The sequence below is a fragment of the Pseudomonas juntendi genome (genome assembly GCF_021560075.1).
GTDB classification, from domain to species: Bacteria; Pseudomonadota; Gammaproteobacteria; order Pseudomonadales; family Pseudomonadaceae; genus Aquipseudomonas; species Aquipseudomonas juntendi.
On the sequence record NZ_CP091088.1, the window covers coordinates 5,348,367 to 5,373,255 of the forward strand.

Annotated in this window: 26 protein-coding genes; 16 read left to right on the forward strand and 10 right to left on the reverse strand. The window is 63.4% G+C overall.

The features are described 5' to 3' along the window. Positions 1-66: 66 nt before the first annotated feature. Positions 67-708, reverse strand: coding sequence for an orotate phosphoribosyltransferase (pyrE, locus tag L1P09_RS24690; protein WP_054905201.1), 642 nt, complete (start codon positions 706-708; stop codon positions 67-69). A gap of 80 nt (positions 709-788) precedes the next feature. On the opposite strand from pyrE, the gene L1P09_RS24695 reads away from it, so the two are divergent. After that, positions 789-1,568, forward strand: a complete 780-nt coding sequence (locus L1P09_RS24695) for an exodeoxyribonuclease III (RefSeq protein WP_003253401.1) — start codon at positions 789-791, stop codon at positions 1,566-1,568. A 140-nt stretch (positions 1,569-1,708) separates the two neighbouring features. On the opposite strand, the gene rph is transcribed toward L1P09_RS24695, so the two are convergent. Then, on the reverse strand, positions 1,709-2,431 hold the full coding sequence (gene rph, locus L1P09_RS24700) for a ribonuclease PH (protein ID WP_009681991.1): 723 nt from the start codon (positions 2,429-2,431) through the stop codon (positions 1,709-1,711). A 205-nt stretch (positions 2,432-2,636) separates the two neighbouring features. Between rph and L1P09_RS24705 the strand changes: the two genes are divergently transcribed. After that, the gene (locus tag L1P09_RS24705) at positions 2,637-3,500 is read left to right on the forward strand and encodes a YicC/YloC family endoribonuclease (protein WP_009681990.1); all 864 of its coding nucleotides are present in this window, start codon (positions 2,637-2,639) and stop codon (positions 3,498-3,500) included. Between the two features lie 13 nt (positions 3,501-3,513). Beyond that, positions 3,514-4,134, forward strand: coding sequence for a guanylate kinase (gene gmk / locus L1P09_RS24710; protein ID WP_235768252.1), 621 nt, complete (start codon positions 3,514-3,516; stop codon positions 4,132-4,134). Between the two features lie 123 nt (positions 4,135-4,257). Here gmk and L1P09_RS24715 read toward each other — a convergent pair whose 3' ends face one another. From L1P09_RS24715 to L1P09_RS24725, 3 genes are all read right to left on the reverse strand, one after another. After that, on the reverse strand, positions 4,258-5,799 hold the full coding sequence (locus tag L1P09_RS24715) for an APC family permease (protein WP_047149774.1): 1,542 nt from the start codon (positions 5,797-5,799) through the stop codon (positions 4,258-4,260). A gap of 79 nt (positions 5,800-5,878) precedes the next feature. Beyond that, positions 5,879-6,652, reverse strand: a complete 774-nt coding sequence (locus L1P09_RS24720) for a gamma-glutamyl-gamma-aminobutyrate hydrolase family protein (RefSeq protein WP_235768254.1) — start codon at positions 6,650-6,652, stop codon at positions 5,879-5,881. Positions 6,653-6,656: 4 nt separating this feature from the next. Further along, complete coding sequence (locus L1P09_RS24725) at positions 6,657-8,000, reverse strand: glutamine synthetase family protein (RefSeq protein WP_370593786.1); 1,344 nt, start codon at positions 7,998-8,000, stop codon at positions 6,657-6,659. A gap of 246 nt (positions 8,001-8,246) precedes the next feature. Here L1P09_RS24725 and L1P09_RS24730 point away from each other — a divergent pair, with 246 nt between their 5' ends. The 5 genes from L1P09_RS24730 (at position 8,247) to L1P09_RS24750 (ending at position 12,950) form a co-directional block, all read left to right on the forward strand. Continuing rightward, positions 8,247-9,119, forward strand: coding sequence for a LysR family transcriptional regulator (locus L1P09_RS24730; protein ID WP_009684533.1), 873 nt, complete (start codon positions 8,247-8,249; stop codon positions 9,117-9,119). Positions 9,120-9,324: 205 nt separating this feature from the next. Then, positions 9,325-9,588, forward strand: a complete 264-nt coding sequence (gene rpoZ, locus L1P09_RS24735) for a DNA-directed RNA polymerase subunit omega (protein ID WP_003253383.1) — start codon at positions 9,325-9,327, stop codon at positions 9,586-9,588. 59 nt (positions 9,589-9,647) lie between these two features. After that, positions 9,648-11,756, forward strand: a complete 2,109-nt coding sequence (gene spoT, locus L1P09_RS24740; protein ID WP_009684532.1) for a bifunctional GTP diphosphokinase/guanosine-3',5'-bis pyrophosphate 3'-pyrophosphohydrolase — start codon at positions 9,648-9,650, stop codon at positions 11,754-11,756. Between the two features lie 23 nt (positions 11,757-11,779). Continuing rightward, on the forward strand, positions 11,780-12,160 hold the full coding sequence (locus tag L1P09_RS24745) for a RidA family protein (RefSeq protein ID WP_009684531.1): 381 nt from the start codon (positions 11,780-11,782) through the stop codon (positions 12,158-12,160). A gap of 58 nt (positions 12,161-12,218) precedes the next feature. Beyond that, on the forward strand, positions 12,219-12,950 hold the full coding sequence (locus L1P09_RS24750; RefSeq protein WP_009684530.1) for a hypothetical protein: 732 nt from the start codon (positions 12,219-12,221) through the stop codon (positions 12,948-12,950). 142 nt (positions 12,951-13,092) lie between these two features. Here the strand turns inward: L1P09_RS24750 and L1P09_RS24755 are convergent, their stop codons facing one another. Continuing rightward, positions 13,093-13,950, reverse strand: a complete 858-nt coding sequence (locus L1P09_RS24755; RefSeq protein ID WP_054881210.1) for an SDR family oxidoreductase — start codon at positions 13,948-13,950, stop codon at positions 13,093-13,095. A gap of 191 nt (positions 13,951-14,141) precedes the next feature. On the opposite strand from L1P09_RS24755, the gene exbB reads away from it, so the two are divergent. From exbB to L1P09_RS24785, 6 genes are all read left to right on the forward strand, one after another. Further along, a complete protein-coding gene (gene exbB / locus L1P09_RS24760) occupies positions 14,142-15,107 on the forward strand; it encodes a tonB-system energizer ExbB (RefSeq protein ID WP_009684526.1) in 966 nt (321 codons plus the stop codon). Between the two features lie 3 nt (positions 15,108-15,110). Beyond that, on the forward strand, positions 15,111-15,539 hold the full coding sequence (exbD, locus tag L1P09_RS24765; RefSeq protein WP_009684525.1) for a TonB system transport protein ExbD: 429 nt from the start codon (positions 15,111-15,113) through the stop codon (positions 15,537-15,539). After that, on the forward strand, positions 15,536-16,267 hold the full coding sequence (locus tag L1P09_RS24770) for an energy transducer TonB (RefSeq protein WP_033690730.1): 732 nt from the start codon (positions 15,536-15,538) through the stop codon (positions 16,265-16,267). Before exbD ends, L1P09_RS24770 begins: the two co-directional genes overlap by 4 nt. 94 nt (positions 16,268-16,361) lie before the next feature. Next, entirely contained in the window at positions 16,362-17,288 is a 927-nt protein-coding gene (locus tag L1P09_RS24775) for a hydrogen peroxide-inducible genes activator (protein WP_009684523.1), read from the forward strand. 3 nt (positions 17,289-17,291) lie between these two features. Next, positions 17,292-19,370: an ATP-dependent DNA helicase RecG gene (recG, locus tag L1P09_RS24780; RefSeq protein ID WP_009684522.1), complete on the forward strand. Its 2,079-nt coding sequence runs from the start codon at positions 17,292-17,294 to the stop codon at positions 19,368-19,370. A 78-nt stretch (positions 19,371-19,448) separates the two neighbouring features. Further along, complete coding sequence (locus tag L1P09_RS24785) at positions 19,449-20,852, forward strand: aminoacyl-tRNA deacylase and HDOD domain-containing protein (RefSeq protein WP_235768257.1); 1,404 nt, start codon at positions 19,449-19,451, stop codon at positions 20,850-20,852. A 31-nt stretch (positions 20,853-20,883) separates the two neighbouring features. On the opposite strand, the gene L1P09_RS24790 is transcribed toward L1P09_RS24785, so the two are convergent. From L1P09_RS24790 to L1P09_RS24805, 4 genes are all read right to left on the reverse strand, one after another. Continuing rightward, positions 20,884-21,261 carry an SCP2 sterol-binding domain-containing protein gene (locus L1P09_RS24790; protein WP_009684520.1) on the reverse strand — a complete coding sequence of 126 codons (378 nt, stop codon included), beginning with the start codon at positions 21,259-21,261 and terminating at the stop codon, positions 20,884-20,886. A gap of 146 nt (positions 21,262-21,407) precedes the next feature. Continuing rightward, positions 21,408-21,713 (reverse strand): HU family DNA-binding protein, encoded by a 306-nt coding sequence (locus L1P09_RS24795; protein ID WP_009684519.1) that lies wholly within the window; start codon positions 21,711-21,713, stop codon positions 21,408-21,410. 187 nt (positions 21,714-21,900) lie between these two features. After that, positions 21,901-23,049: an NAD(P)/FAD-dependent oxidoreductase gene (locus L1P09_RS24800; protein WP_054905394.1), complete on the reverse strand. Its 1,149-nt coding sequence runs from the start codon at positions 23,047-23,049 to the stop codon at positions 21,901-21,903. A 16-nt stretch (positions 23,050-23,065) separates the two neighbouring features. Further along, complete coding sequence (locus L1P09_RS24805; RefSeq protein WP_003253349.1) at positions 23,066-23,233, reverse strand: rubredoxin; 168 nt, start codon at positions 23,231-23,233, stop codon at positions 23,066-23,068. A gap of 190 nt (positions 23,234-23,423) precedes the next feature. Here L1P09_RS24805 and L1P09_RS24810 point away from each other — a divergent pair, with 190 nt between their 5' ends. Both L1P09_RS24810 and ubiA read left to right on the forward strand, forming a co-directional pair. Then, the gene (locus L1P09_RS24810; RefSeq protein WP_054905393.1) at positions 23,424-23,981 is read left to right on the forward strand and encodes a chorismate--pyruvate lyase family protein; all 558 of its coding nucleotides are present in this window, start codon (positions 23,424-23,426) and stop codon (positions 23,979-23,981) included. Further along, a complete protein-coding gene (gene ubiA / locus L1P09_RS24815; protein ID WP_054905392.1) occupies positions 23,981-24,871 on the forward strand; it encodes a 4-hydroxybenzoate octaprenyltransferase in 891 nt (296 codons plus the stop codon). Before L1P09_RS24810 ends, ubiA begins: the two co-directional genes overlap by 1 nt. Positions 24,872-24,889 lie beyond the last annotated feature (18 nt).

Genomic DNA, 24,889 nt, shown 5'->3' on the forward strand with positions numbered 1-24,889 from the left:
AAAACAGGCGGCACAAAAAAAGGCGACCTTCACAAGAAGGTCGCCTTTTTCATTTCCGGGCCAGGATCAGATCCCGTACTGCGCCCGGTAAGCTTCGACAGCGGGCAGGTGCTGCTTGAGCTGTGGGTCGTCAGCCAGGAACTCCAGCACCTGGGTCAGCGAAACGATGCTGACCACTGGAATGCCGAAGTCACGCTCCACTTCCTGGATAGCCGACAGCTCGCCATTGCCACGTTCTTCGCGGTTCAGCGCGATCAGCACGCCGGCGGCCTTGGCCTGCTGGGCGTTGATGATCTGCATGACCTCACGGATGGCAGTGCCGGCGGTGATCACATCGTCGATGATCAGCACATCACCGGCCAGCGGTGCGCCAACCAGGCTGCCGCCTTCGCCGTGGTCCTTGGCTTCCTTGCGGTTGAAGCACCATGGCACATCGCGCTGGTGCTGGTCAGCCAGCGCCACGGCAGTGGTCGCCGCCAGCGGAATGCCTTTGTAGGCAGGGCCGAACAGCACATCGAACGGGATCTTGCTGTCGACGATGGCGGCGGCATAGCAGCGGCCCAGTTCAGCCAGGGCAGAACCGGTGTTGAACAGGCCGGCATTGAAGAAATACGGGCTGGTACGCCCCGATTTCAGGGTGAATTCACCGAAACGCAGTACCCCGCGATCGATGGCAAAACGGATGAAGTCGCGCTGATACGGCTGCATGAATAGTCCCGGACACCACGGATTTAGCTAAATGGGTTGAGCTCGGGTATCATACACGCACGAGATTTATGGGGCCATTTATGCGGATCATCAGTGTGAACGTTAATGGCATTCAGGCTGCGGCCGAGCGTGGTTTGCTCAGCTGGCTTCAAGCCCAGAATGCCGACGTCATCTGCCTTCAGGATACCCGCGCCTCGGCCTTTGAACTCGATGACCCAGCTTTCCAGCTCGATGGCTATTTCCTTTATGCCTGCGACGCGGAGGTGCCAGCCCAAGGTGGTGTGGCCCTTTATTCGCGCATGCAGCCCAAGGCAGTCATCACCGGCCTGGGCTTCGAGACAGCCGACCGCTACGGGCGTTACCTGCAAGCAGATTTCGACAAAGTCAGTATTGCCAGCCTGCTACTGCCTTCGGGCATGAACGGCGACGAAGACTTGAACCAGAAGTTCAAGTTGATGGACGACTTCGCCAAGTACCTGGACAAGCAGCGCCGCAAGCGCCGCGAGTACATCTATTGCGGCTCGTTCTACGTGGCGCAGCAGAAGCTCGACATCAAGAACTGGCGCGACAGCCAGCAGTCGCCTGGCTTCCTGGCGCCGGAGCGTGCGTGGATGGATGCGATCACGGGCGAGATGGGTTACGTCGACGCCCTGCGCGAAGTCAGCCGTGAAGGCGACCAGTACAGCTGGTGGCCAGACAACGAGCAGGCCGAGATGCTCAACCTGGGATACCGGTTCGACTACCAGATCCTCACCCCGGGCCTGCGCCGCTTCGTGCGCAACGCCCGCCTGCCGCGCCAGCCGCGCTTCTCGCAGCATGCGCCGCTGATTGTCGACTATGACTGGACGCTGACCATCTGAAGCCATTGGGGCTGCTTTGCAGCCCCGTTCGCGGGCGTGCCCGCGAACGGGGCCACAGAAAATCTATGTGATCGGCCGCCAGATCAGCGGGCCCAGCAGCGCGGAGAGGTGGCAGAACATCTGCACCTCTCCGGCTGGTCTCAATCGGCCAGCGCCGCCTGCTGCAGCTCGAAGATTTCGGTCATGCCTTTCTGCGCCAGGGCGAGCATGGCGTTGAAATCTTCCGGCTGGAACGGCGCGCCTTCGGCAGTGCCCTGCACTTCGATGAAGCCGCCCGCGCTGGTCATGACCACGTTCAGGTCGGTTTCGGCAGCGGAATCTTCCAGGTAGTCCAGGTCGAGCACCGCTTCGCCCTGGTACATGCCGACCGAAACGGCAGCGATCATGTGCTTGAGCGGGTTACCGCCCTTGAGGCCACCGCGCTTCTTGATTACTGCCAGGGCGTCGCACAGGGCAACCATGGCACCGGTGATGGACGCGGTACGGGTACCGCCATCGGCCTGGATCACGTCGCAGTCGACGTACAGGGTGATGTCGCCCAGCTTGCTCATGTCCAGTGCGGCACGCAGAGAGCGCCCGATAAGGCGCTGGATTTCCAGGGTGCGGCCACCCTGTTTGCCGCGGCTGGCTTCACGCTGGTTACGCTCACCGGTGGAACGCGGCAACATGCCGTACTCGGCGGTCAGCCAACCCTGGCCCTGGCCTTTCAGGAAGCGCGGCACACCGTTTTCCACGCTGACCGTGCAGATGACCTTGGTGTCACCGAACTCGACCAGTACCGACCCTTCGGCGTGCTTGGTGTAGTTGCGGGTGATGCGGATCGAGCGGAGCTGATCGGCGGCGCGACCACTTGGACGTTTCATCTGGGATACCTGTACTGGGACTTTGAATCTGGCGAGCATTATAGAGCCGCAAGCCCGGTGAGGACATGCCTATTGTCGCGCGCAGACGGCCCGTCGCCTTTTCCTACCCCGACCACCACCTACCGGTAACATAGGCCGATTGGGCGCCACGCCCCCACTGCGCTACAATCCTGCGCCGTTCACTTATCCAAGCGAGGTACTCCCCATGGTGCATAGCATGACCGCTTTTGCGCGTGTCGAGCGCGCCGGCAGCCAAGGCACCCTGGTCTGGGAGCTGCGTTCTGTCAACCACCGTTACCTGGAGCCGCACCTGCGCCTGCCCGAGGCCCTGCGCGACCTCGAAGGCGGCGTGCGTGAAGGCCTGCGCCAAGGGCTGTCACGGGGCAAGGTGGAATGCACCTTGCGCCTGAATGAAGACAGCACCGGCAAGCCGCTGAAGGTCGACCGCGAGCGCGCCGCACAACTGGTCGCCGCCGCCGAAGAAGTGGCCGGGCTGATCAGGCAGCCAGCCCCGCTCAACCCGCTGGAAGTGCTGTCGTGGCCCGGCGTGCTGGTAGCCGATACCAGTGACCCGCAGGCACTCAACGCTGAAGCCATGGCGCTGTTCGACGAAGCCCTGGCCGAACTCAAGGCCGGGCGCCAGCGCGAAGGCCAGGAACTGGCGCGCCTGATCAACGAGCGCCTGGACAGCATGGCCGGTGAAGTCACGACGCTGCGCGCACTGGTGCCGCAGATGCTCGCGGCACAGCGGCAGAAAATCCTCGACCGCTTCGGCGACATGCAGGCAGAGCTCGACCCACAGCGCCTCGAGCAGGAAATGGTGCTGCTGGCCCAGAAAAGCGACGTGGCCGAGGAACTCGACCGCCTCAGCACCCACGTTACCGAAGTACGCCGCGTGCTCAAGGGGGGCGGCGCCGCCGGCCGGCGCCTGGACTTCCTGATGCAGGAGCTCAACCGCGAGGCCAACACCCTTGGCTCCAAGGCCTTCGACCCACGCAGCACGCAGGCGGCGGTCAACCTGAAGGTATTGATCGAACAGATGCGTGAACAAGTACAGAACATCGAGTAAGGCCACCCCAACCATGAACCACAACAGCGGCACCCTCTACATCGTCTCGGCCCCTTCCGGCGCCGGCAAGACCAGCCTGGTCAACGCCCTGATCAAGGAAGACCGGCAGATCCGCGTCTCGGTCTCGCACACCACCCGCGCCATGCGCCCGGGCGAGCAGCACGGGGTGAACTACCACTTCGTCGTGCACGAGGAATTCAAGGCGCTGATCGCACAGGGTGACTTCCTGGAGCATGCCGAAGTGTTCGGCAATTTCTACGGCACGTCGCGCAGCGCACTGCAGCAAACCCTGGACGAGGGCTATGACCTGATTCTGGAAATCGACTGGCAAGGCGCCCAGCAGGTTCGCCGGGTGATGCCCGATGCGTTGTCGGTATTCATCCTGCCACCGAGCCAGCAGGCGCTGCGCCAGCGCCTGAACGGGCGCGGGCAGGACAGCGAAGAGATCATCAATGGGCGCATGAAAGAAGCGGTCAGCGAGATGGTGCACTACGACGAGTACGACTACGTGATCATCAATGATGATTTCGACGAGGCGCTGGAGGATTTGAAGGCGGTGTTCCGCTCGAATCGGCTGGCGCTGAAGAAGCAGCAGCAGCGTCATGCAGTGTTGCTGAAGCAAATGATCGGCTGAAGATCGATGGGGCCTCTTCGAGGCCCTATCGCGACACAAGGCCGCTCCCACATTAGATGGCGTACGCCGTGCTTTTGTGGGAGCGGCCTTGTGTCGCGATAGGGGCGCAAAGCGCCCCCAGCTTCATTCCTGCAAAGGCAGGGTAGCCTGCTGGCGCAGGGTAGCCCCCAGGAAATACGCCGGCGCACGCAGGCGTGACAGCATCATCAGCCCGATGCCCAGCACCGAGATGATCGCGGCAATCACGAACACCAGCCCCACCCCGCCGACATGCGAGCCGCTGCCGAAGTCCGGCGACGCGCTGTCGATGGCGGTCCGCGCGAAGATCACCGACAGAATCACCCCACCCACCAGCGGGCACATGCCACGCATGAAGAAGTGGCGCACGCTGCTGAACAGGCTGCCGCGGAAATACCAGACGCAGGCAAACGCCGTCAGCGAATAGTAGAAACAGATCATCATGCCCAGCGCAGTGATGGTATCGGCCAACACGTTCTCGCTCAGCGTGCGCATGGTCACGTAGAACAGGCCCGCTGCCACACCTGCGCAAATGGTCGCGTAGCGTGGGGTCTGCGAGCGGGGGCAAACACTGGCGAACTTCGGCGGTACTGCGCCGTAATAACCCATGGCCAGCAGCGTGCGCGCCGGCGCCACGAAGGTCGATTGCAACGAGGCTGCGGTACTGGCCAGCACGGCAATGGACATCAGGATCGCCAGCGGCCCCATCACCGGGCCGGCCAGGTGGGCAAACACGTTCTCCTGGATGCGCGGGTTGTTGAGCCCCAGGCCGGTTTCGCTAATGCCGGCAAACTGCAGGGTGGCAATGGCAGTGAACAGGTACAGGCCGAGGATCAGCATGACGGTCAAGGTGGCAGCCTTGCCCGGCACCTCTTCACTGCCAACCGACTCTTCGCTGACGGTCAGGCAGGTATCCCAACCCCAGAAGATAAAGATCGACAGCGACAAGCCCGCGGCAAAGGCCGAGAACGACTCCACGCCGAATGGATTGAACCAGGCCAGGTCGAACGCCATCGGCGGTGGCGCAGTGGTGCCGCCGAACGCGGCGAAGGCGAAGCCGACCAATACCAGCAGTTGCAGGGCCACCAGGCCATACTGCACGGTCATGGTGGTGGCCATGCCCCGGCAGCAGATCCAAACCGCCAGGGCGATGAACACACAACAGGTGACGATGTTGATCAACAGGTTGTCGGCCAGTCCCGCCAGCGCGTGCCTGCCGGTGATCTGGCCGAGGAACAGGTAGAAGAAGTCGACCGCCACCCCCGCCAGGTTGGACAGCACGATGGTGGTGGCAACCACCAGCCCCCACCCCCCGATCCAGCCGATCATCGGCCCGAAGGCGCGCGCCGACCAGGTAAAGGAGGTGCCGCTGTCCGGCTCTGCCGAGTTCAGTTCACGGTAGCCCAAGGCTACCAGCAGCATTGGCAGGAAGCCGACGATGAACACGGCTGGCAGGTGTGCCCCTACCTCACGCACGGTAGGGCCCAGTGCGCCGGTGAGGGTATAGACCGGGGCGATGGTGGAGATGCCCAGTACCACGCTGGCCAGCAAGCCCAGGCGACCCTTGGCCAGGCCTTTGCTGCGCTGATTGTTGCCCGCTTCGGCCGCCACGTCGGGTGGGCGGGCGGCTTCGGTGTAATTGCTCATGAGTATTTGCCGTAAGTTTTGGAATTGTTCTTACAGGCCTTGCGCACAAGGCCCGCTTTCACTCATTGAAAGCTTGCTGTCAGGGGCGCGTCAGCCGTGCGCCCTTCCGTGCTGCATAGGCAGTGCAGGCCTCGCGAAACGCCTGAAACAGGCGCAGCGAGACCGGGTTTTCGCTGAACCGCCACTCTGGGTGCCACTGCACGCCAAGGACGAAGCCCGGCGCACCGGGCATGGACACCGCTTCGATGAGGCCGTCCGGGGCCCGCGCTTCGACCCGCAGGCACGAAGCCAGGCGCTCGATGCCCTGGCTGTGCAGCGAGTTGACCTCGAACTGCGCTGCCAGCCCCAGGCGCTCGAACAAGCCGCCAGGCTCGACGAACACCGGGTGCCGAAGGCCGTACTGCACCTCCAGGGGCGCGTCTTCGGGCTCGCGATGGTCCAGGTAGCCAGTCAGCGCCTGCACACGCTGGTGCAGGCTGCCCCCCAGGGCCACGTTCAGTTCCTGATAGCCACGGCAAATGCACAACACCGGCACACCGGCGGCGATCGCCGCCTGCAGCAGCGGCAGGGTCAGCCGGTCACGCGCCAGGTCATGAAGGGTGCCCGCGGCACTGGGGGCGCCATTGTAATGATGCGGTTCGATATTTGAAGGCGAGCCCGTAAAAACAATGCCGTGCAGGCAGGCCAGCAACGCTTGCGTGTCGCTACCACCGTCACGGGCCGGCAGAATCAGCGGCAGGCCGGCAAACGCGGCCGCCTCGACATACTTGTCGCCAACCGTGTGCGACGAGTTCTTCCCCACCTGCTGGCGGCAGGCGCTGACACCGATCAAGGGGACCGCAGTTGCGCTCATGGGCTTACACCGTGTGCAGGTACCAGTTGTACTCGAGGTCGGAAATCGACACTTCGAACTCGGCCAGTTCGCTTTCCTTGCAGGCCACGAAGATATCGATGTAGTCCGGGCTGATGTATTGGTTGAGCACCTCACTGTCGTCCAACGCACGCAAGGCATCGCGCAGGTTGTTCGGCAGGCTCTGTTCGAGTTGCTCGTAGGAGTTGCCTTCGATCGGCGCCTGGGGTTCGACCTGGTTGGTGAGGCCGTGATGCACGCCGGCCAGGATGGCCGCCAGCATCAGGTACGGGTTGGCGTCGGCGCCGGCCACGCGGTGCTCAAGGCGCACGTTGTCGCTGCTGTCGGTGGGCACGCGGACGGCTACCGTACGGTTGTCCAGGCCCCAGCTCGGCGCATTGGGCACGTAGAACTGGGCGCCGAAGCGGCGGTAGGAGTTGATGTTCGGGCACAGGAAAGCCATCGATGCCGGCATCGTCTCCAGCACCCCACCAATGGCGTGACGCAGGGTGTCGCTCTGCAGCGGGTCGTCACTGGCGAAGATGTTCTTGCCGGTTTTCTTGTCCAGCAGCGAGATGTGCACGTGCAGGCCGTTGCCTGCCTGGCCTGGGTAGGGCTTGGCCATGAAGGTGGTGTCCATTTCATGGTCGTAGGCCACGTTCTTGATCAGCCGTTTCAGCAGGATCGCGTAGTCGCAGGCTTTCAGCGGATCGGCAACGTGGTGCAGGTTGACCTCGAACTGCGCCGGGGCACTTTCCTTGACGATGGCGTCCGCCGGCAGCCCCTGCTCCTTGGCGGCTTCGAGCATGTCCTGCAGGCAATCTGCATATTCGTCGAGGTCGTCGATCAGGTACACCTGGGTCGATTGCGGGCGCTTGCCGGAAATCGGCGAGCGCGGCGGTTGCGGGCGGCCGTTGAGGTTGTCCTGGTCGATCAGGTAGAACTCAAGCTCGAAGGCGGCGCAGATAGCCAGGCCCAGGTCGTCGAACTTGCTGACCACCTGGCGCAGCACTTCCCGCGGGTCGGCGAAAAACGGCTGGCCATCCAGCTCGTGCATGGTCATCAGCAACTGGGCTGTGGGGCGCTTCTGCCACGGCTCATCCGATAACGTGCCAGGGATCGGGAAGCAGATACGGTCGGCATCGCCGATGTCCAGGCCAAGGCCGGTGCTTTCCACGGTGGAGCCGTTGATGTCCAGGGCGAACAGCGACGCCGGCAGGTTGATGCCCTTTTCGTACACCTTGTGCAGGCTGGCTCGCTCGATGCGCTTGCCGCGTACCACGCCGTTCATGTCGGAGATCAGCAGGTCGACGTACTGCGTATCCGGATGGGCCTGGAGGAAGTCTTTCATCTCGCTGGAAGAACTGGCGCACGGGGTGACCGACGTCATGGCTGTACATCCTTTGATTTGCTGCGGCGATGTGGGGGGGTACGGCTGGCGCCTCATGGGCGACGATGGTTGCAGCTGTTGTTCTTTTCACTTCCCATCGTGGGGATTGTTGACCCGACCGGGCGCATTGATTCCGGGGGGCGGTTTCACTATAAAATGGCCCTGATGCAACAGACATTGGCAATTCGGCAAGCAGAGCGTGCACCAATGCAATATCAGATTACCCACGCCGACCTCACTCTGGTCCTGGCACTGGAGCGTGGCCGCTCGCTGGCGAAGGCCGCCGAGTTGCTCAAAGTTGACGTATCGACGGTCTTTCGCTCGATACGCCGGCTGGAATCGGCCCTCGGTACTGCGCTGTTCGTGAAAAGCCGCAAAGGCTACCTGCCAACCGATACTGCCCAGGCCCTGGCCGAGCAGGCCGAGCGTGCCGAGCAGGCGCTGGAGGCCGCGCGCATTGCCATGACCAGTGGCGAGCAGGTGGTCAGCGGCACGGTGCGCCTGACCTGTACCGAGGCGGTCATGCACAGCCTGCTGCTGCCGGCGCTGGCCGAGTTCATGCCCAACTACCCGGCGCTGTCGCTGGAAATGGGCACCTCCAACACCTTCGCCAACCTCAGCCGGCGCGACGCCGACATTGCCCTGCGCCTGACCAATACACCGCCGGAACACCTGGTGGGCCGCAACCTGGGCTCGACGTCCTATGTCATCTGCGGCCAGCCGCAGTGGCGCGAGCGGCTGGCCGAATCGCCTGCCAGCACCCCGTGGATCGCCCCTGACGACTCCATGCAGGACCACCCCACGGTGGTCTGGCGCAACCAGCAGCACCCCGGGTTGAGCCCGCGCTACCAGTGCAGCAGCATGTCGACCATCGCCCAGTTGGTGACCGCCGGGTTGGGCGTGGCGGCGCTGCCGGACTACATGGTGCATGCGCTGCCCGGCGTCGATGCGCTCAGCGGGCCGCTGGCCGGCTGCGACACCCAGCTGTGGCTGCTGACCCGCCCGGACTGCCGGGCACTGCGCTCGGTGCAGACCTTGTTCGAAGAGCTGACCCCGAGGTTGCGCGGCGCGATGCTCTGAGGTTATCGTCAGGCTCATGCGTCGAGGGTGTCTGTTTCGGCCCTTTCGCGGCTGAAACCGCGCCTGCACGGTGCGGTGGCAGGCTTGGGGATGACGCTGCTCGGCAAAACAGCGCTTCCCTATTGGCTGGTGAATTTTTATACTATCGAGTCCGCCTGCCCACTATTGGGCTGCACGCCCACCGCATTTGCTACTGAGGAAGACCATGGCCCGCGTAACTGTTGAAGACTGCCTGGAACACGTGGATAACCGCTTTGAGCTGGTCATGCTCTCGACCAAGCGCGCTCGCCAGCTGGCGACCGGCGGCAAGGAACCACGCGTAGCGTGGGAAAACGACAAGCCTACCGTCGTTGCCCTGCGTGAAATCGCCGAAGGCATCGTCACCAACGAATTCATCGCCGCTGAAGAGATCGTCACCGAGGATCCGGTGTTCGCCGCGTTCGAGGACGAGAACAACGAGGCTGTCTGATTGATGCCAGGTCGACGTCGCACGGCGCAAGGCCCTCTTCCTCGGCAGGAGGTAAACCCATGCCGGGTATAGAAGCCTTGGCCGAACGGCTGTCGACCTATCTTGGCCCTGAACAGGTCAACCTGGTCCGGCGCGCCTATTTCTACGCCGAACAGGCCCACGACGGGCAGCGCCGCCGCAGCGGCGAGCCCTATGTGACCCACCCGCTGGCCGTGGCCAGCATCCTCGCCGACATGCACATGGACCATCAAAGCCTGATGGCGGCCATGCTGCACGATGTGATCGAAGACACCGGTATCGCCAAGGAAGCCCTCAGCCAGCAATTTGGCGAGACCGTGGCCGAGCTGGTTGACGGGGTCAGCAAGCTGACCCAGATGAACTTCGAAACCAAGGCCGAGGCGCAGGCTGAAAACTTTCAGAAAATGGCCATGGCCATGGCGCGCGATATCCGCGTGATCCTGGTCAAGCTGGCTGACCGCCTGCACAACATGCGCACCCTTGAAGTGCTGTCCGGTGAAAAGCGCCGGCGCATCGCCAAGGAAACCCTCGAAATCTACGCCCCCATCGCCAATCGCCTGGGCATGCATACGGTGCGCGTGGAGTTCGAAGACCTCGGCTTCAAGGCCATGCACCCCATGCGCTCGTCGCTGATTCACCGTGCGGTGAAAAGCGCTCGTGGCAACCGCAAGGAAATCGTCGCCAAGATCGAGCACTCGCTGGCCAACTGCCTGGCTGCCGATGGCATCGAAGGCGAAATCAGCGGCCGGCAGAAGCACCTCTATGGCATCTACAAGAAGATGCGCGGCAAGCGCCGCGCCTTCAACGAGATCATGGACGTGTACGCCTTCCGCGTCATCGTTGACAAAGTCGATACCTGCTACCGTGTGCTCGGCGCCGTGCATAACCTGTACAAGCCGCTGCCCGGCCGCTTCAAGGACTACATCGCGATCCCCAAGGCCAACGGTTACCAGTCGTTGCACACCACGCTGTTCGGTATGCATGGCGTGCCCATCGAAATCCAGATCCGCACCCGCGAGATGGAAGAGATGGCCAACAACGGCATCGCGGCGCATTGGCTGTACAAGTCCAACGACGACGAGCAACCCAAGGGCAGCCACGCCCGTGCCCGCCAGTGGGTCAAAGGCATCCTGGAGCTGCAGCAGCGTGCTGGCAACTCGCTGGAGTTCATCGAAAGCGTGAAGATCGACCTGTTCCCGGACGAGGTCTACGTGTTCACGCCCAAGGGCCGCATCATGGAGCTGCCCAAAGGCTCGACGGCCGTCGACTTCGCTTACGCGGTACACACCGACGTCGGCAACAGTTGCATCGCCTGCCGTATCAATCGCCGCCTGGCGCCGTTGTCCGAACCGCTGCAGAGCGGGTCCACGGTGGAAATCGTCAGCGCCCCGGGCGCCCGGCCAAACCCGGCCTGGCTCAACTTCGTGGTTACCGGCAAGGCGCGCACGCACATCCGCCACGCGCTCAAGCAGCAGCGCCGGTCCGAATCCATCAGCCTGGGCGAACGCCTGCTGAACAAGGTGCTGACCGGCTTCGACAGCAGCCTGGAGAAGATCCCTCAGGAACGTATCCAGGCGATCCTGGCGGAGTACCGCCTGGAACTGATCGAAGACCTGCTCGAAGATATCGGCCTGGGCAACCGCATGGCATATGTGGTTGCGCGCCGCCTGCTGTCAGCCGAAGGCGAACAGTTGCCCGCACCGGAAGGGCCGCTGGCGATCCGCGGTACCGAGGGGCTGGTACTGAGTTATGCCAAGTGCTGTACACCCATCCCGGGCGACCCGATCGTCGGCCACCTGTCGGCAGGCAAGGGCATGGTCGTGCACCTGGAGAACTGCCGCAACATCAGTGAAATCCGCCACAACCCGGAAAAATGCGTGCAGCTTTCCTGGGCCAAGGACATCACCGGCGAGTTCAATGTCGAACTGCGGGTCGAACTGGAGCACCAGCGCGGCCTGATTGCCCTGCTTGCCAGCAGCGTCAACGCGGCCGACGGCAATATCGAGAAAATCAGCATGGACGAGCGCGACGGCCGTATCAGTGTGGTCCAACTGGTGGTCAGCGTACACGATCGCGTGCACCTGGCCCGTGTGATCAAGAAGCTGCGTACCTTGACCGGTGTGGTCCGCATCACCCGCATGCGTACGTAGTCCGCCAACCGCAAGGAGTCATCATGAGCAAGACCGTCATCAACAGCGACAAGGCCCCCGCCGCTATCGGTACCTACTCGCAGGCGATCAAGGCCGGCAATACCGTGTACATGTCCGGCCAGATCCCGCTGGACCCGAAGACCATGGAGCTGGTCGAAGGCTTCGAAGCCCAGACCGTGCAGGTATTCGAGAACCTCAAGGCCGTGGCTGAGGCTGCCGGCGGTTCGTTCAAGGACATCGTCAAGCTGAACATCTTCCTGACTGACCTGAGCCACTTCGCCAAGGTCAACGAGGTGATGGGCCGCTACTTCGAACAGCCTTACCCAGCCCGCGCCGCGATTGGCGTTGCCGCGCTGCCAAAAGGCGCCCAGGTCGAAATGGACGCCATCCTGGTCATCGAATGATGCCTTGGGCGACGGGCACCCTGCCCTTCGCCCCCTCTCCTGCGCAAGGTTTCCCGACATGCGTCACGCACTGCCCCTCGCGCTGGCAGCCCTGCTCCTGAGCGGCTGCGCCAGCCACAAACCCGAAGATTTCAACGGCACCTGGATCAACCAGGCTGCGATCAAGGCCGCGGTAAAGGGCGACAGCCTGCGCCAGGCCCTCAATGAAAATGGTCCGGTATTCGAGTGGAAGCTCGACGTCGCCAACCAGCAGGCCAGCTACAGCAATGGCTTCGAAGCGGCGGACGGCCAGCTGGTCACGCTCGACAAGCAATTGCAGGCCAACTTTGACGGTGGCCAGACCGAGCAGCTTGCGCTGGACGGTGACGAACTGCTGACCACAGACCAGAGCGGCGCAAAGCAGGCTTTTGTCCGCGTACAACCCTCTGCCACCGCCAACGCCTCGCTGGGCAGCAGCTTTGAAAAAGCCCTGTACCAAGCGTATCTGGGCGGTGAATGGACCATTCTCGAAGGCCAGGGCCAAGGCGGAAAAGTACGCTTCAGCGATACCGGCAACGTCACTGGCTTGCCTGGGCCAGACCGTTTCGCCCTGTGCCTGGCCGGCGACTGCGCCACCATGGGCGGCAGCAACGACAGCCTGTGGCTGGAGCGCAACCAACGGGGTGCGCCTTTCATCATCAAGCGTGACGGCGACAAGCTGGAGATCTTCCAGGCGGTGAACCGTGCCCAGGCTGATGACATGCCCCAACTGGCAGCGGGCAAGCGCCAGTGGTTGCTGGAAAAAAACTGAAGCCTGCAGCAGCGGCCTTGTTTCGCGACAGGGCCGCAACACGGCACCAGGGCATCAGCGTCGGCGCGTGGATTGCCAGGGCTGCGTTGCAGCCCAATCGCAACGCCAGGCCGCGCCTACAGAAGTCGCGTCAAGGGTGTGGTCAGGCTTTCGCCGCCAGGATGGCTGCGTAGCCTTCCTTGTAACTCGGATACACCGGTGCCCAGCCCAACGCCTTCACCCGTGCGTTGCTGCAGCGCTTGCTACCGGTACGCCGCACGCGCTGTTCATCTGACCACTCGGTAACCCCCAGGTAGGCCCGCAACCAGGCCACCACATCGGCCAGCGGTGCCGGATCATCGTCAACCCCGATGTAACAGTCGTCCAACGCCTTGCCATCAGCATCTTCCTGCAGCAGAAACGCCAGCAAGCTGGCAGCATCTTCGGCATGAATACGGTTGCCGTACAGCGGCGGCTGCTCAGCCACCCGATAGCCTTGGCGTACCTGGCTCAGCAGCCACTCGCGGCCGGGGCCGTAGATGCCAGTGAGGCGCACCACACTCGCCGGTATGCCGCTGCCAAGGGCCAAGCGCTCCGCTTCCAGCATCACCCGCCCCGAATACCCCTCGGGCTCGGTCGCCGACCCTTCCTCAACCCACTCGCCGTCCTTCTGCGCATACACGCTACTGCTTGACACGAACAGCAAGCGGCGCGGCCGTTGGCCACGCTCGGCCAGCCAGGCCAGCACATGGCGTAAACCGTCGACATAGGCCGCCCGGTAACCCGCCTCGTCATGCTGGCTGGCCGCCACGCAGTACACCAGGTAGTCCAGCGTACCCCGTGGCCATGCGGCTGGCAGCGAAGGCTCGGCCAAGTCCGCAGCCACCGGGTGAACCCCCGCAGGCAATTGCCCCACCGAACGGCGCAGACCGCTGACCTGCCAACCACGTGCCAGCATCTGCCGGGCCAAGCGCCCGCCTACATCACCACAACCCACCACCATCACGGAAAGGTCTGACATCACAAAACTCCCTGGACCAACTGATCAGCCCAACCACGCTACACGATGGATGGCTAGACCATAGGCGAAAAAAGCTACAATATTACTTTTGTTAACAAGAATTACTTGCAATAATGGCGACCAAGTTGTTCTCGGCCCGCCTCGAGGCCTTGGAGAACGTTCGTCTTTTCTCTTCATCAGGTCCGGCCAGCATGACACGTACTAAACCCTCCGCTTCGCCAACCCAGTCGCGCGCCTGGCGCGCCATCGCCGCGCTGACGCTCAGCCTGGTGCTGGCCCCGGCAGCCATGGCCGATGAGCCAACCGCCAATACCACCACGCCGGCCGCCGCCACTGCCGCTGCTGCCCCGAGCACCGCCCCGGCTGGCGAAGCACCCGCCACCAGCGCCACTGCCGGTGCACCAGCTGCAGCAGACCCAAGCGTCGAAGCCCTGGTTGAAGATACCTCGCTGGGCATGGCCCACGACCTGTCCCCATGGGGCATGTACAAGAACGCCGACATCGTGGTGAAGATCGTCATGATCGGCCTGGCTATCGCCTCCATCATCACTTGGACCATCTGGATCGCCAAAGGCTTCGAGCTGATGGGCGCCAAACGCCGCCTGCGTGGCGAAATCGCCCAGCTGAAGAAGGCCACCACGCTGAAAGATGCCAGCGAAGTCTCCAGCAAGGAAGGCACGCTGGCCCATACCCTGGTGCACGACGCCCTTGAAGAGATGCGCCTGTCGGCCAATGCCCGCGAGAAAGAGGGTATCAAGGAACGCGTCAGCTTCCGCCTGGAGCGCCTGGTGCATGCCAGCGGCCGTAACATGAGCAGCGGCACCGGCGTACTCGCCACCATTGGTTCCACCGCCCCGTTCGTCGGCCTGTTCGGCACCGTCTGGGGCATCATGAACAGCTTCATCGGTATCGCCAAGACCCAGACCACCAACCTGGCCGTGGTCGCCCCGGGTATCGCCGAAGCCCTGCTGGCCACCGCCCTGGGCCTGGTCGCGGCAATCCCGGCCGTGGTCATCTACAACGTCTTCGCCCGTTCCATTGCCGGCTACAAGGCTCAGGTGTCCGATGCTTCCGCCCAGGTACTGCTGCTGGTCAGCCGCGATCTGGACCACCAAGGCAGCGAGCGCGCCGCCCCGCACATGGTGAAAGTGGGGTAAGCCATGGGCCTGCATCTCAACGAAGGTGGCGACGACCTCGCCGAAAACCACGAAATCAACGTTACGCCGTTCATCGACGTAATGCTGGTACTGCTGATCATCTTCATGGTTGCCGCCCCCCTGGCCACAGTCGATATCAAGGTCGACCTGCCGGCCTCGACCGCCAAACCGGCGCCGAGGCCCGAGAAGCCGGTGTTCGTCAGCGTCAAGGCAGACCAGAAGCTGTACGTCGGCGACGATCAGGTCCCGGCACCCGACCAGCTTGGCCCGATGCTTGACGCCAAGACCAAGGGTGACAAGGAAACCACCATCTTCTTCCAGGCCGACAAAGGCGTGGATTACGGTGACCTGATGGAAGTGATGAACAACATGCGCTCGGCCGGCTACCTGAAAGTCGGCCTGGTAGGTCTCGAGACGGCAGCCAAGAAATGACAAAACCGCGCTCAAACATGGCGCGCTACGCTGGCAGCCTGGCGATCGTGCTGGGCGTGCACGTGGTCGCCGTGCTGCTGACGCTCAACTGGTCTGTGCCCCAGGCCATCGAGTTGCCGCCAGCAGCCATGATGGTCGAACTGGCACCGCTGCCGGAACCCGCGCCACCGCCGCCCCCGAAAGCGGCGCCGCAGCCACCTGCACCGGTAGAGGAACCACCTTTGCCGAAGCTGGTGGAGGCACCCAAGCCGAAGATCGCCATCCCCAAGCCGCCCAAGCCGAAGGCCAAGCCCCAGCCGCCCAAGCCTGAGAAGAAGCCTGAGCCGCCGAAGGAAGCACCGCCGACCGAGCAGACCGTCGACGCGCCGCCGAGCAATACGCCACCGCAGAAGTCCGCGGCACCGGCCCCGAGCATCGCGTCCAACAGCAACGCCCTGCCGACCTGGCAGAGTGACCTGCTGCGCCACCTGGCCAAGTACAAACGGTACCCGGAAGACGCGCGCCGCCGTGGCCTGCAAGGCATCAACCGCCTGCGCTTCGTGGTCGACGCCGAGGGCAAGGTGGTGTCGTATTCGATGGCCGGTGGGTCGGGCAGTGCCGCGCTGGACCGCGCAACCATGGAAATGATCCGCCGCGCCGGCAAAGTGCCAAAGCCGCCACCCGAGTTGTTGAACAATGGCACCATCGAAGTCGTGGCGCCCTTCGTCTACTCGCTGGACCGCCGCTAAGACTTTTGTTTCTGTCACAAATCGGCAAGTCTGATAACGTGCGTCTATCGATTGCAGCCGCTATGCTGGGGCCGCAACTTCATGGACGCACGTTATGACCCTCACAGAACTACGCTACATCGTCACACTCGCCCAGGAACAGCACTTCGGCCATGCCGCCGAGCGCTGCCACGTGAGCCAGCCGACCCTGTCGGTCGGTGTGAAGAAGCTTGAGGATGAGCTTGGCGTTCTGATCTTCGAACGCAGCAAAAGCGCGGTCCGCCTGACCCCTGTCGGCGAGAGCATCGTTGCCCAGGCACAAAAGGTACTGGAGCAGGCCCAGGGCATTCGCGAACTGGCCCAGGCTGGCAAGAACCAGCTGACTGCGCCGCTCAAGGTCGGTGCCATCTACACCGTGGGCCCCTACCTGTTCCCGCACCTGATCCCGCAACTGCACCGCGTGGCACCGCAGATGCCGCTGTACATCGAAGAAAACTTCACCCATGTGCTGCGCGAGAAGCTGCGCAATGGCGAGCTGGACGCGGTGATCATCGCCCTGCCGTTCAATGAAGCCGATGTGCTCACCCTTCCCCTCTACGACGAACCGTTCTGCGCGCTGATGCCTGCCGACCACCCATGGACGGCCAAAAAGACCATCGACACCGCCATGCTCAACGACAAGAGCCTGTTGCTGCTGGGTGAAGGTCACTGCTTCCGTGACCAGGTGCTGGAAGCCTGCCCTACCCTGAACAAGGGGGGTGAAGGGTCGCGGCACACCACGGTCGAATCCAGCTCGCTGGAAACCATCCGCCACATGGTAGCGTCCGGCCTTGGCGTGTCTATCCTGCCGCTGTCGGCGGTGCACAGCCACCACTACGCGCCTGGGGTCATCGAAGTCCGCCCGCTGACCGCCCCGGCACCGTTCCGCACCGTGGCCATCGCCTGGCGCGCCAGCTTCCCACGGCCAAAGGCCATCGAGATCCTCGCCGACTCGATCCGCCTGTGCTCGGTAGCCAAGGCCCCTGCAGAACAAACGGCCTGAGTCATGACGGAGCTGTCGAACGTCCCGGTCACCGTGCTCAAGGGTGTTGGCGAGGCCATGGCCGAAAAGCTCGCCAAGGTCGGCCTGGAAAACTTGCAGGACGTGCTGTTCCACCTGCCCCTGCGCTATCAGGACCGCACCCGCGTGGTTCCGATCGGCCAGCTGCGCCCAGGCCAGGACGCGGTGATCGAGGGGGTGGTCAGCGGTGCCGACGTGACCATGGGCAAGCGTCGCAGCCTGGTGGTACGCCTGGGTGACGGCAGTGGCGTGTTGAGCTTGCGCTTCTACCATTTCAGCAACGCGCAAAAGGAAGGGCTCAAGCGCGGCACCCACCTGCGCTGCTACGGCGAAGCTCGCCCGGGCGCTTCCGGGCTGGAGATCTACCACCCGGAGTACCGCGCACTGAACGGTGACGAACCGCCACCGCCGGTCGACCAAACCCTCACCCCGATATACCCGTCTACCGAGGGCCTTACCCAGCAACGCCTGCGCCAACTGTGCCAACAGAGCCTGAGCCTGCTCGGCCCGCGCAGCCTGCCCGACTGGCTGCCCGACGAACTGGCCCGCGACTACCAGCTGGCGCCGCTGGATGACGCCATCCGCTACCTGCACAACCCGCCCGCCGACGCCGACGTCGAGGAGTTGGCCCTGGGCCACCACTGGGCTCAGCACCGCCTGGCATTCGAAGAGCTGCTCACCCACCAGCTGTCGCAACAGCGCCTGCGCGAGAGCCTGCGCAGCCTGCGTGCGCCAGTGCTGCCCAAGGCCACCCGGCTGCCGGCGCAATACCTGGCCAATTTGGGCTTCCAGCCGACCGGCGCGCAGCAGCGCGTCGCCAACGAAATTGCCTACGACCTCAGCCAGCACGAGCCGATGATGCGCCTGGTGCAAGGCGACGTGGGTGCCGGCAAGACCGTGGTCGCCGCGCTGGCCGCGTTGCAGGCCCTGGAGGCTGGTTATCAGGTGGCATTGATGGCCCCCACCGAGATCCTTGCCGAACAGCACTACATCACCTTCAAGCGCTGGCTGGAGCCTTTGGGTCTGGAGGTGGCCTGGCTGGCCGGCAAACTCAAGGGCAAGGCGCGGGCGGCGTCGCTCGAGCAGATCGCCAATGGCGCCCCGATGGTGGTCGGCACCCACGCCCTGTTCCAGGACGAGGTGAAGTTCAAGCACCTGGCCTTGGCCATCATCGACGAACAGCACCGTTTCGGCGTGCAGCAACGCCTGGCGCTGCGCAAGAAAGGCGTGGCCGGCGAGCTGTGCCCACACCAGCTGATCATGACCGCGACCCCCATTCCGCGCACCTTGGCCATGAGTGCCTACGCCGACCTGGACACCTCGGTGCTCGACGAGCTGCCGCCTGGGCGCACGCCGGTGAACACCGTGCTGGTGGCCGACAGCCGGCGTTTCGAAGTGGTCGAACGGGTACGCGCCGCCTGCGCTGAAGGGCGCCAGGCGTACTGGGTGTGCACGCTGATCGAAGAGTCCGAGGAACTGACCTGCCAAGCAGCCGAAAGCACTTACGAGGAGCTGGGCAGCGCCTTGGGTGAACTGCGGGTCGGGTTGATCCACGGCCGCATGAAACCGGCGGAAAAGGCCGAGATCATGGCCGAGTTCAAGGCCGGCAACCTGCAGTTGCTGGTCGCCACCACCGTCATCGAGGTGGGCGTGGACGTGCCCAATGCCAGCCTGATGATCATCGAAAACCCCGAGCGCCTCGGCCTGGCCCAGCTGCACCAGTTGCGTGGCCGGGTGGGCCGCGGCAGCGCCGTCAGCCATTGCGTGCTGCTGTACCACCCGCCGCTGTCGCAGATCGGCCGCGAGCGCCTGGGCATCATGCGCGAAACCAACGACGGCTTCATCATCGCCGAAAAAGACCTTGCGCTACGCGGCCCGGGCGAAATGCTGGGTACCCGCCAGACCGGCCTGCTGCAATTCAAGGTCGCCGACCTGATGCGCGACGCCGACCTGTTGCCAGCGGTACGCGATGCCGCCCAGGCCCTGATCGCACGCTGGCCGGAGCACGTCAGCCCGCTGCTGGACCGTTGGCTGCGTCATGGCCAGCAATATGGTCAGGTGTGACGCCTGTCCCATAATGGATCCAGATTTGCGCCCAGGGTGGTTATACTTCGCGTTTAAAAGAATCAGTGGATACGGACCATGACTGAAGTTGCCCTGGACACCGCAACCCCACACACGCCTTCCGTCATCAGGCTGCTGCTCGAGAAACTCGGCGTAGCCTACCGCGAGGTGGTCGAACATCCGCACCTGCCCGCAGCCTCGCGGGTACAGGCCGTGCTGCTGGACGACGAGGTGGGCGCCATGATGGTGCTGTTCCCGCAGAGCCAGCTGCTGGACCTGAACCGCCTGGCCGAACTGACCGGGCGCAAGCTCACCGCCGTGTCGGTGCCACGCCTCAAGCAAATGCTCGACAAACACCAGCTCAAGGCGCTGCCGGGCATCCCGGCGCTCACCAGCTCACCGTGCCAGTACGAAAAAAGCCTGCTGGACGTCGACCTGGTGTACATCAATTCGGGTGAAGCCGGCCTGTTGCTGGAAATAGAGCGCGCGCACTTCAAGCGCATGTTGCTCAAGGCCAGCGCCAGCAGCTTTGGCCAGGAAGTCGGGGCGATCAGCCCCAACCTCGACCGCCCTAACGACGATACCCGCGAAATCACCAATGCCGTGCAAGCCTTCACTGCCCGGCGCATCCAGAAGCGCCTGGAAGAAACCATCGAAATCCCGCCGCTGGCCGATACTGCGCAGAAAATCATCAAACTGCGGGTAGACCCCAACGCCAGCATCGACGATATCACTGGGGTGGTAGAAACCGACCCGGCCCTGGCCGCCCAGGTGGTCAGCTGGGCGGCATCACCCTACTACGCCTCGCCGGGCAAGATCCGCTCGGTGGAAGACGCCATCGTGCGCGTGCTGGGCTTCGACCTGGTGATCAACCTCGCCCTCGGCCTGGCCCTGGGCAAGACCCTGAGCCTGCCCAAGGACAACCCTCAGCAGGCCGCCCCGTACTGGCAGCAGTCGATCTACACCGCCGCCATCATCGAAGGCCTTACCCGAGCCATGCCGCGGGCAGAGCGCCCTGAAGCAGGCCTGACCTACCTGGCCGGGCTGTTGCACAACTTCGGTTACCTGCTGCTGGCACACGTTTTCCCGCCGCACTTCTCGCTGATTTGTCGCCACCTGGAGGTCAACCCTCATCTGAACCACACCTATGTGGAACAACACCTGCTGGGCATCAGCCGCGAGCAGATTGGTGCCTGGTTGATGAAACTGTGGGACATGCCGGTAGAGCTCTCGGCCGCGCTGCGTTTCCAGCACGACCCAGCCTACGATGGCGAGTTTTCGGCATTCCCCAACCTGGTATGCCTGGCCACACGCCTGCTGCGCTCGCGGGGGATTGGTTCGGGGCCGCTGGAGGAGATTCCTGAAGAACTGCTGGAGCGTTTGGGCATTGCCCGGGAAAAGGCCGAAGATGTGGTGAACAAAGTGCTGGAGGCCGAGAGCTTGCTGCGGGAGCTGGCTTCGCAGTTCAACGCACCGCATTGAAGCCCGGGGCCGCTTGGCGGCCCCAAACATTTCAGCCCTGCTTCTTCTTCGGCTTCAGGTACTTCATCAACCCCTGAAACCACATCACCAACGCCGGATTGCCCTTGATCTGGATGTTCTTGTCCTGAATGCCCTGCATGAACGCCAACTGCTTGTTGCTTGCCTGCAAGGTGGCAAAGCCATAGGCGGCATCCTTGAAGGCAATGGCAAAGGCCGGCTGTGAGTACGACCCGCTTTTGCTGCTGACCCGCTCGTTGCTGACGATAAAGTGCCGGGCGACCTTGCCGTCCAGGGTCTGCATCTGGAACACCAGGTCCTTGCCTTTGAGCTGCTGCTGGAATGCCGGATTATTGCGGCTGGCCCGGGCCATCAGCAGCCCCATGGCCCACAGAAGAAAGCGGAACTTCATCGACACGCCTCGATGGAAAAGTGACTAAGTTGCGCAGTTTATCCTCCTAATGACCTTTTTATGCAAGTTCGCAGCAATTACCGGGTGTAAAGCACAACGGGCGCCATCTGGCGCCCGTTCGGGATCAACGCATCCTCAGTGCACAGTTACTTTTTCTTGCTGGCCTTGCTCGGCGCGGCCGGCGTATTGACGCTGTCCCTGAGGTTCTTGCCGGGCTTGAAAGCTACGGTATTGCTGGCTTTGATCTTGACCGGCTGGCCGGTTTGCGGGTTTTTGCCGGTACGCGCGCCGCGGTGGCGTTTTTCGAAAGTGCCGAAACCAACCAGGGTCACGGTGTCCTTGTCCAGGGCGCCCGTGATGCTGTCGAGAATCGCGTTCAGCACTTGATTAGCCTTTTCTTTGGTCAGGTCAGCTTTTTCAGCGATGACGGCGGCGAGTTCTGGTTTGCGCATAGTAAAGCCTCTTTGACGGAATTCTTGTTGTTATGCCGTGCTGCCTTCAGGAGCAGCGCTCAAGGCACCGCAGGCTCTAACCTGCGGCAGACGGGAGTGAGAATGGCACGTGGTTCGGGGCCGCGCCAGTATCTGAGCGGCCATTGTGCAGGCAACAACAGGACAAACCAGACAGAACGCCGGGCAATTACGCCATAACTGCAGGTAGCTGGCGGTTCAGCGCCAGCTTTTCCGTGACCGCAGCCCCGGTCAGGGCGTAACCCAGCAGCCCGCCACCCGCATCGATGCACAGCACCTTCAGGTCATTGCCCTGCCCTTCGACCTGCCAAGTGCCTTCTCGCCCCTGTGGCGGTGGCGAAACCACCAGCGGGCAGGCCGGGGTTTTCACCGTGATCGGCATTGGCCCGTAGGCAACTGCCGTGGGCTTGCCGGCCAGGGTTTGGGCCAGTGCCCGTGCACAACTCATCAGTGGCATCACGTACAACAGGTTGATGCCGTCTACCTCGGCGCAATCCCCGAGGGCGAAGATATTGGCGTGGGAGGTTCGCAGCACACGGTCCACGCTGACGCCACGGTTGACCTGCAACCCGGCCGCGGCAGCCAGGTCGGTACGCGGGCGCAGGCCAATGGCCGAAACGACCAGGTCACAGCCAACCACGCTGCCATCCGACAGGTGCGCCTCCAGGCCGTGGGGCGCCTGCTGCAAGCGGGTCAGAACAGGCCCAAGGTGAAAGCGTACGCCCAGGTCTTGCAACCCACGTTGTACCGCGCCGGCAGCGGCCGGATGCAACAGGGTCGGCATGACCTGCTCGCATGGCGCTACCACGTCTACCTGAAAGCCCCCCAGGCTCATGTCGTTGGCAAACTCGCAGCCGATCAGGCCAGCGCCGAGAATCAGCACGCGTTGCTTGCCGGCGGCGGCAGCACGAAAGCGTGCGTAGTCCTCCAGGTCGTTGATGGGGAACACCAGGTGGCTGGCATCGCCTTCAACCGGCACCTGCACGGTCTGCGCACCCCACGCCAGCACCAGGTCGCGGTATGCCACGGCCTCTTCGCCGATCCACAGGCGTTTGTGCCCAGGGTCGATGCCGCTGATGCGGGTATGGGTGCGGATTTCGGCGTTCAGCTGCTCGGCCATGGCACCGGCTTCGGCCATGCACAGGTCAGCGGCGCCCTTGTGCTTGGCATAGCCCATGGAAAGCATGGGCTTGGAGTAGGAACGACCGTCATCGGCGGTGATCAGCAGCAACGGCGTATGCGCATCGAGCTTGCGAAATTCGCGGGCCAGGTTGTAGCCCGCCAGGCCGGTGCCGATGATTACCACAGGGGACGTCATGTCGTGCTTGCCTCGCTTAGCCGATGGAGATCATTTCAAAGTCGCTTTTGCCAACACCGCAGTCAGGGCATAGCCAGTCTTCCGGCACGTCCTCCCAACGGGTGCCAGGGGCGATGCCGTCGTCGGGCCAGCCTTCGGCTTCGTCGTAGATCAGGCCACAGACGATACATTGCCACTTTTTCATCAGGTTGTTTTCCTCGGGTCAGACTGGGGCTTTGTGTTGCTGCCGACGGCCCTATGGCGGGTGAACCCGCTGCAACAGGGACCAACGCGCAATGCTTGGGGGCTTTGTAGCGGCCCTGCCCGCAGTATGCAAGCAGTCGGGGCAATCATGCTAAGCTCGCCGCCTCTCAGGTTGTAACAAGCAGACCGACGTGTCGTACGAATCCCCGCAAGCAGCCGCTGTCGCGTGGCTGCCGTATTCACGGCTGGCGACCGACATCGACCAGCCCACCCTTGACTGGCTGTTCGACGAAGGCTCACTGACCCGCCGCCTGACGCGCCTGGCCCACGATGACTTCTGCGTCACCCCTTTGTTCGAGGGCTGGCAGCCGCTGCGCGCCGACGAATGCCAGGCACTGGGCATCGCTGTTGGCGCTGAAGGCTGGGTGCGCGAGGTGTACCTGCGCGGCCATGGCCAGCCGTGGGTGTTCGCCCGCAGCGTGGCCAGCCGCAGTGCCCTGGCGCGCGGCGGGTTGGACCTGGAACGCCTCGGCAGCCGTTCGTTGGGCGAGTTGCTGTTCTGCGACCAGGCGTTCATCCGCCACCCAATCGAAGTGTGCAGTTACCCACAGGCGTGGTTGCCGGCAGATGCCGCCCGGCCAGCGCTATGGGCCCGCCGCTCGCGGTTTGAACGTGACGGGCTGGACCTGCTGGTAGCCGAGGTGTTTCTGCCGGCGCTGTGGCAAGCGGCCCAGGAGGAAAACAGCTGATGTACCTGCAACTGCTCAAGTCGCTGAACCGCCTGCACCCGCGTGCCTGGGACTTTGTCCAGCTCAGCCGCATGGACCGCCCGATCGGTATCTACTTGCTGCTGTGGCCCACGCTGTCGGCGGTATGGATTGCCGGCAACGGCTCGCCAACCCTGGCCAACGTGCTGATCTTCGGCCTTGGCGTGGTACTGATGCGCGCCGCCGGCTGCTGCATCAACGATTTTGCCGACCGCAAGGTGGATGGCCACGTCAAGCGTACCGCCGACCGGCCCCTGGCCAGTGGGCGCGTGCGCCCGCGCGAGGCGCTGGCCCTGTTCGCCATGCTTGTCGGGGTCAGTTTCCTGCTGGTGCTGTGCACCAATAGCCGCACCGTGTGGCTGTCGTTCGGCGCGGTGGCGTTGGCGTTCTGCTACCCGTTCATGAAGCGCTACACCTACTACCCGCAAGTGGTGCTGGGGGCAGCGTACTCGTGGGGCATTCCGATGGCGTTCACGGCCGCTGGCGGCGAACTGCCGGCCAGTGCCTGGCTGCTGTACATCGCCAACCTGCTGTGGACGGTGGGCTACGACACCTATTACGCCATGGTCGACCGGGACGACGACCTGAAGATCGGCGTGAAATCCACGGCCATCCTGTTCGGTGAGGCCGACCGCAGCATCATCCTGACCTTGCAGTTGTTGTCGCTGGGCTGCCTGTTGCTGGCCGGTAGCCGCTTTGACCTCGGCGGCTGGTTCCACCTGGGGCTGCTGGGGGCGCTGGCGTGCTTTGCCTGGGAGTACTGGTCTACACGCAAGCTGAACCGCGAGTCGTGCTTCAAGGCGTTCCTGCACAATCACTGGGCGGGGTTGCTGGTGTTCGTGGGGGTGGTTCTGGACTACGCGCTGCGCTGACAGCGTGAGCACCCCACC